Annotated in this window: 7 protein-coding genes and 1 other RNA gene; 3 read left to right on the top strand and 5 right to left on the bottom strand. The window is 39.6% G+C overall.

The genetic code is table 11. From position 1 onward, the window contains the following. Positions 1 to 552 precede the first annotated feature (552 nt). Both JI666_RS17740 and splB read left to right on the top strand, forming a co-directional pair. Positions 553 to 810, top strand: a complete 258-nt coding sequence (locus JI666_RS17740; RefSeq protein ID WP_206894310.1) for a transcriptional regulator SplA domain-containing protein — start codon at positions 553 to 555, stop codon at positions 808 to 810. An 11-nt stretch (positions 811 to 821) separates the two neighbouring features. Further along, entirely contained in the window at positions 822 to 1,850 is a 1,029-nt protein-coding gene (gene splB, locus JI666_RS17735; protein WP_206894309.1) for a spore photoproduct lyase, read from the top strand. 169 nt (positions 1,851 to 2,019) lie between these two features. On the opposite strand, the gene ssrS is transcribed toward splB, so the two are convergent. The 5 genes from ssrS to JI666_RS17710 all read right to left on the bottom strand — a co-directional run bounded on the left by ssrS (position 2,020) and on the right by JI666_RS17710 (position 4,896). Next, positions 2,020 to 2,203: non-coding RNA, 6S RNA (gene ssrS, locus JI666_RS17730), on the bottom strand. A 100-nt stretch (positions 2,204 to 2,303) separates the two neighbouring features. After that, positions 2,304 to 3,218 carry an AEC family transporter gene (locus tag JI666_RS17725; protein ID WP_206894308.1) on the bottom strand — a complete coding sequence of 305 codons (915 nt, stop codon included), beginning with the start codon at positions 3,216 to 3,218 and terminating at the stop codon, positions 2,304 to 2,306. A 367-nt stretch (positions 3,219 to 3,585) separates the two neighbouring features. Further along, positions 3,586 to 3,882, bottom strand: coding sequence for a hypothetical protein (locus JI666_RS17720; RefSeq protein WP_206894307.1), 297 nt, complete (start codon positions 3,880 to 3,882; stop codon positions 3,586 to 3,588). 145 nt (positions 3,883 to 4,027) lie between these two features. Further along, on the bottom strand, positions 4,028 to 4,354 hold the full coding sequence (locus JI666_RS17715; protein ID WP_206894306.1) for a DUF3889 domain-containing protein: 327 nt from the start codon (positions 4,352 to 4,354) through the stop codon (positions 4,028 to 4,030). Between the two features lie 68 nt (positions 4,355 to 4,422). Then, the gene (locus JI666_RS17710) at positions 4,423 to 4,896 is read right to left on the bottom strand and encodes a CBO0543 family protein (RefSeq protein WP_206894303.1); all 474 of its coding nucleotides are present in this window, start codon (positions 4,894 to 4,896) and stop codon (positions 4,423 to 4,425) included. Positions 4,897 to 5,130: 234 nt separating this feature from the next. Here JI666_RS17710 and JI666_RS17705 point away from each other — a divergent pair, with 234 nt between their 5' ends. Further along, positions 5,131 to 6,516 (top strand): DUF2254 domain-containing protein, encoded by a 1,386-nt coding sequence (locus JI666_RS17705; RefSeq protein WP_206894301.1) that lies wholly within the window; start codon positions 5,131 to 5,133, stop codon positions 6,514 to 6,516. Positions 6,517 to 6,554 lie beyond the last annotated feature (38 nt).

The raw sequence follows: 6,554 nt of genomic DNA, 5'->3' as shown, positions 1-6,554 counted from the left end.
ATCAACAGCTCTTTTTCTTAATTCAAATGTAGAATGTGGTTTTCTCGCCATTACCTTTTTCCCCCTTAGACTCACTTGTCTCGTATCTTTATGATACCTTATGTGTCCATTATAAGGGGGTCAACCACTGTCACCACCCGCTTTATGTCGAACAATGTCATAACGAAGCACAGAAGCAGACATGCTCCTGTGCTTTTGATTATTCCTTTAGTGAACCTCTCGTTTCCACACATAATAGGCTTCAGGGTTTACAATCTTCCTCACCCATAGACTCCGTTTTGGCATCACACGGTCTGACACCTTATACCAGACGCCGCCTCTCATTTTCCTATAAACCTTGAAACGTGAAAAAGTTCTGTCGCAATAGCTCTGTGAAGGCAAGAGTTTCATGAGATATTTTAGCACGCCTTCACGCACCTCCTTAATTTTGAGTCAACAGAACATCATATGCAGCATTTCGCTCGATATGATGAAAACAGGCGTAAATTACCAGCAAGGAATTCTGTCTATTGTGGAACAATGAGGAAGAAGCGAATAAAGGAGTGATAAGGCATGGATATTTATGATTCTCTACAACAGCCACAAGGTTATCAAGCTGGGGATGTTGTGTACGTCATGTATCGAAATCCACACACATACAATGTGGCCAATATTCAAGAAGCAGCTGTCGTTAATGATCCGGACCAGCCAGGGCAACTGGCTCTATTTCTGTATGAAACGTACTATCCACTTGACTCAGATATTGCGATTTACCAATCAGAAGCAGAGGCTGAGCAGGCATACGCCACATACTTCGGCTCTGCTGAATAGGGGGGTTTCAATTGGTTAAACCATTTGTTCCGCAGCTTGTTTATATGGAGCCCCGCGCGTTAGAGTATCCCTTAGGTAAAGAGCTACATGAGAAATTCACTAAAATGGGAATCGAGATTCGAGAAACAACTTCTCATAACCAGGTTCGCAACCTTCCTGGCGACAACCATTTTCAGCAGTACCGTGTCGCCAAATCGACACTCGTCGTTGGCGTTCGTAAAACACTTAAATTTGATACATCAAAACCATCTGCTGAATATGCAATTCCCTTCGCAACAGGTTGTATGGGACACTGCCACTATTGTTATTTGCAAACAACAATGGGAAGTAAGCCATACATACGCACGTATGTAAACACAGAAGACATCTTTGATGCAGCAGAGAAGTATATGCAAGAACGAGCACCTGAACCAACAAGATTTGAGGCATCCTGTACATCAGACATCGTTGGAATTGATCACTTAACGCATACCCTCAAACGTGCTATTGAGTATTTCGGTAAGACCGATCTTGGTAGACTACGCTTTGTAACAAAGTTTGCCCATGTCGACCACCTTCTTGATGCAGATCATCAGGGAAGAACAAGGTTCAGATTTAGTATGAACGCCGATTACGTCATTAAGTTCCTTGAACCTGGTACCTCAAGGCTTGATGAACGAATTGAAGCTGCAGCTAAAGTTGCCGCTGCAGGCTATCCGCTTGGTTTTATTGTTGCACCTATATATTTATATGAAGACTGGAAACAGGGGTACCTTGAATTATTTGAGAAGCTTGAAGACAAACTTCCGAAAAGCGCAACGAAGGATCTAACCTTTGAGCTCATTCAACACCGCTTCACCAAACCTGCGAAGCGCGTTATCCAAAAGAACTACCCCATGTCCAAACTTGAAATGGAAGAAGAAGATCGTATGTACAAATGGGGAAAATACGGCATTGGGAAATACGTCTACCAAAAAGACCAGCAGCAGGATATGAAAGACACCCTAGGTGGCTACATCGACAAGTTCTTCCCAGACGCCAAGCTCGAGTACTTCACGTAAAAAGCGCGGGTGCCTGTCACCACCCGCTTTAACTCGATTGATGTCGAATCTTAATGAAAATGCAAAAAAAAGCATGCGGGCTTTTAAAAGCCCACATGCTTTTCTCACGTTCACCTTCTATGTATATAACTCCATTAAGCTCTATAAACAATCCAATAAGCAAATATAACCCATACCCGCTCCGTCGTCACTATAAGTGTCTCAAAGCCCGCGTAAAAGCAGGTGGGTACCCGCACAACTACCTTTAACGTCCCGCTCAGAAGGCCGGCTTGCTATCAGCAGTTGGATGTAGAGTTCCCGGAAAACTAGCATCGGTTTGAGACAACCGTTGTAAACGTGCGTTGCAGGAAATGGGTGTTGCTTATGATCATACTTTACACTTTTTTCATCAGAAGATCAATGGATGCAGTTACCAATTCAAATTCCTGTAGAATTAAGCTCTCCCACTTCCCGTTAAAACAATAGTCTGCTAACAGATATCACAACCGTTACTGTTACCATACTAAACACAGTAGAAGCAAGTACAATTTGCGCAGCTAGTTCTGGCTCATTTTCATACTCCTGCGCAATAATCGCACTATTCACAGCTGTTGGCATAGCGGAAGATATGAGTAATGCTTGAGCAATAACACCATCAAGACTAAGGATGTAAATAATAGCAAGTGCAATGGCAGGTCCCATAACCAATCTCAGAATTAAACTAACATAAACAACAGAAAGATTCTTCTTAAAGCGAAGCTGAGCCACTTGAGCCCCAAGCGTAACAAGAGCTAGCGCCACCATGGCATCTGCAATGTAATTAGCTGGAATGAGGACGAATTCTGGAACTTCAACGTTCAGTAGATTTAAGCCAATTCCTATAACCATGGCGTAAAGCACAGGCATTTTGAAATAGCCAAGCACCGCGCTCAATTTGTTTCCCTCCACTGTCTTAAGCGCAAAGATCCCCCATGAGAACGTTAATATATTTTGAAACGTAAGAATGATTACCTGAATTGACATCGCATATGGATCATGTTTAAAAACGAGATCATTAACAGGTACACCATAATTCCCAGAGTTATAGAATAAAATGCTGTTAGTAAAAGTGGCCCGTACACTCTTGCTATAGCCAAACACGTGACTAATTCCTGCAGAAATAAGATAAAGAACAATAATAAGAATCAAGAAAAATGATAGCACTGATAGAAATAGCGATAGGGAGAAGGCTGTTTCGTAAAGCTTAAGAAAAATAAATCCCGGTACTACAAAATAAATGTTTACCTTTGCAAGTGTGTATAAATCAAAATGAAACACACGGTGAAGCACTACTCCAATACCTATCAGGATAAAAACAGGTACAATAATGTCTACAAATACACCTATCACAAGCGTCCCTCAAATCATTGATGAGTATCGTTACCTCTACTAGTCTACATGAAATGGAACATCACTTCAGGCATCACGCTTGTTTTTTGCTCACTATTACCTCTTTCATAATACAAAAATGGCTCTTTTCGTAAACACTGTTGCTATAAAGGTAGTGGTTGATTTCCGCTACAGGATGCTCGCTTTCCGCGGGGCGGGTGGTGAGCCAGCAGGAGTCGAGCATCCTTCCGCTCTAATCAGCTATGATATGGGGTTCTCTATAGAAAAAATCCTTGAAAAGCAACAATTTTTTAGAAAATAGCCTAAAAAATACAGCTGAAGCTCATAATGAACTCCGCTGTTCTTTGAATTTCTCGATTATAGCGCCCTAAGATACGCTCTCTTTCTGTACATTTTTAAGTAAGTGGTTGACGGCTTTTCGGTGTTTCCATAAAAAAGAAACTAGTTCATCCGTTGATAAAAACTGTTCATTCTCATCGCAATAGCTTTCACCCTTACCGTGTATCGAAAAAGACTTATCATCATATTTCATAATAGTGCATTGTCCATTCCTCACAAAATCCTCAAATACAATGTAATGTTTGTTTCCCGCTTTGTCGTAATCTGCGATGCGTTGAAAATCTGAAAGAAAAGCTTCCGCATCTCGTTTCCGTTTAATGATCATCGTGGTTCTCCTCTCCCTCCTGCTAAATAGGTCTCGCTTCTCTCTATAGATACTATAGGTTCGATTTAACACGTTAAAATCCTTCTTTCCTCTCCCACATAGAAAAGAAGGTCAGCACACTTGCTGACCTTCTTTTCAATCTCAATTATTGAAATTCCTCAATCTCATCATATTTAACATCAATTACCTGATCAGCTTTAGGATTCACAAGAACATAGACTCTAATTTCTCTTAATTGACCATTTTCTTTTTTAAGGGTGAATTCAAAGTCATACTGCTCACGCACATCGGAAATGAAAACTTTTCCATCATAACGATAGTCTGTTACCTTTTGTTCAGGATACTTTTTGGTGGTTTCTTCTATCGCTGTCTTTCCCCATTTTGCGTAGGACGGGATCTGTGCAGAGGCAAAAGAAACGGGCACAAGTAAGAATATGAACAAGCAAAAGCCAATCATAAATGTTCTCTTCAAAGCTACTACCTCCTTATTGAATATCTGAAGATAGTATTTATTGAATAGGTGGAAAACATACATGACGCTCATGGTTCCTGGTGATCTTCGAATGTAATAAATTTCATTAGATAACGAACAATAATAAAGAAGATAAACGTGCTTATAAACGTATATGTCCACGTCCATGACTCATATTTAATAAATCCCGTATACTTCTCGAGGGCTAGTTCAATAACCGTGATTCCCATTGAATAAAGAGCTGACCACCCTACTATTCCTTTCCAGGTTGAATAAGAAGTCGTTTGATAATAATAAATACCAAGTAATGGAAACAGGATATATTCATACGTCAGGCTAGATCTGAAATGATTATTAAATAAGTTAACAGGATAAGACAGCATCCCTTCTTCTACAACCATGATACCCAGTATGGACGAATAATAACTTGTTATGAGAAAGACGATCAGCCGATCCTTAAATGGACGTTTCCTTAGATTAAATAGGAGTAAACAGATTCCAACTGCAGCCAACATCCATAACATAGTTTTCTGATCCATCATTATCATCACCTACATCTACTTACTATTTATTTCTTCATTCTCTTTAAGTATTTGTCACAATCAGTTATTTCAATCAAAACGAGCGTAAAAAGCAAATAGCAGGGACATGATACTCCATTTCAGATAAAACAATACAAATAAATTCTAAAATTTTTTTCTTCACGGTTTAACTCAAAATGACAAGGGTAATTCTAAAGTGTTAAAGAGAGAGAGAATCAGAAGGGAGCTCCTGCTGTGTTAAAAAAATTTCTACCCTGGCAGCTACGAAAATACTTTGAAATGCCAAAACGCATTCGTAAACATGAATTACAGTCTACACTTTGGTATATGCCAGGTCTTTATATCATCGCTTCTTTTATTTTCGTGGGCATCACACTATATTTGGATACTGTGTTAGAACTTTCAAGATATGTTCCTGAAATGTTCCGCACAACGGCACAACCAACTCGCCTGTTAATTAGCGCTCTAATTGGCGGTATCTTAACTCTCAGCGCCTTTACACTTAACTCCTTACTCGTTGTTCTCACAACGTTTAGTGGTCAGTTCTCACCTCGAATGCTAATGAATTTCGTAGCAGACAGAACAACCCAGCACTTTATTGGCATTTTTCATTTTAGCTTTGTGTATGTTCTCGTCATTTTCTTATTTATTACTAGTAAAGAAAATGAATATTTCGTAGCCATTCCTGGGATGACCGTATTTCTTGCTTTTGTAACGGTCATTACATTCATTTTTTTTATGAACCATGCGACAAGCTGGATGCAGGTGCATAATATCACAACACATATGAAAGAGGAATCGGTCTCGATCGTCAGAAAAACACTACGCAATGATCTTGAACAGTTTCGTTGTGAAGAGCCAAACGACCTTATGGAAAAGGAACAAAATACTGAGACGCTAATCACAGCAAATGCATCTGGTTATATTCAACTTATTGATTTTAAATCCATGATTGATGAAGCTGAAAAAGATCAAATCATCATCAGACTCCATAATAAAGTTGGAGATTATGTACTTAAAGATAATCGCTTCTTTTCTTTCTGGGGTCCAGGTGCAGAACGTGTAATTCCCGATAAATACGAGGCTTTTATCGAAGTAGGATACAAAGAAACCGAAATTCAAGATATCAAAATGGGAATGACCAAACTATCAGAAATCGGTGTAAAATCGCTTGGCAACGATGATCCACAGACCACAATCACCGTTATACATCAGATGGCTGATCTCCTTCTCGAAGTTGAACGAGACATCACATTTACTCCCTATCTTGCCGACCAAAACAAACAAGTTCGAGTCATTATGGACGCAGAGGACTTTGGCTACTACCTATATAGAGGTTTTGGTTACTTAAGACACTATGCAGGAGATAACTACCCCATCATTACGGAGATTATTATTGCGCTTAGTATGGTCGCGCAATCAATTAGTAAAGACAAGCTAGACATCGTGTGGGACTTTGCAAAAAACTCAATGGACCACATCCCAAAACAATTTATTTATGATCTTGATCGTGACTATCTTTTGCAAAAGCTCTACAATCTCGCAGTCTTTACGAACCACCAAGAAGACTATGATCCAATTGAAAAGAGACTCCTCAATATTGAAGAACAACACTCCTAATTCAACATAGAAAAGGTGACCTACGTAGGTCACCTTTT

Origin of the sequence: Bacillus sp. NTK071 (genome assembly GCF_017303315.1) — a bacterium.
Lineage (GTDB): Bacteria > Bacillota > Bacilli > Bacillales > Guptibacillaceae > Guptibacillus.
This window is presented reverse-complemented; position numbering and strand designations above follow the sequence as displayed.